Annotated in this window: 1 pseudogene; it reads right to left on the minus strand. The window is 38.1% G+C overall.

The features are described 5' to 3' along the window. A pseudogene (locus EAE90_RS24175) lies at window positions 1-239 on the minus strand (hypothetical protein); the annotation flags it as partial.

Genomic DNA, 239 nt, shown 5'->3' on the forward strand with positions numbered 1-239 from the left:
GCGTTATTGTAATCTCCGTCTGGTACAATCATTCCATTTGATGAACCAATGCCAAACTGACCAGGATAGATTTTCCAATCAATGGATTTTTCCATGCTATCAATAGTTTCTTTTAAACCGAGGTTTTTCACAAACTCATTTTTATCAGGAATGTCTGCGCCGTTTCGGTCTTTTGCCAGTTTATTATTAGCATTATCATTTATATCGGAAGCCAGCTTCTGCGTTACTGCGAGTGTGTT

The sequence above is a fragment of the Photorhabdus caribbeanensis genome (genome assembly GCF_018448885.1).
Lineage (GTDB): Bacteria > Pseudomonadota > Gammaproteobacteria > Enterobacterales > Enterobacteriaceae > Photorhabdus > Photorhabdus caribbeanensis.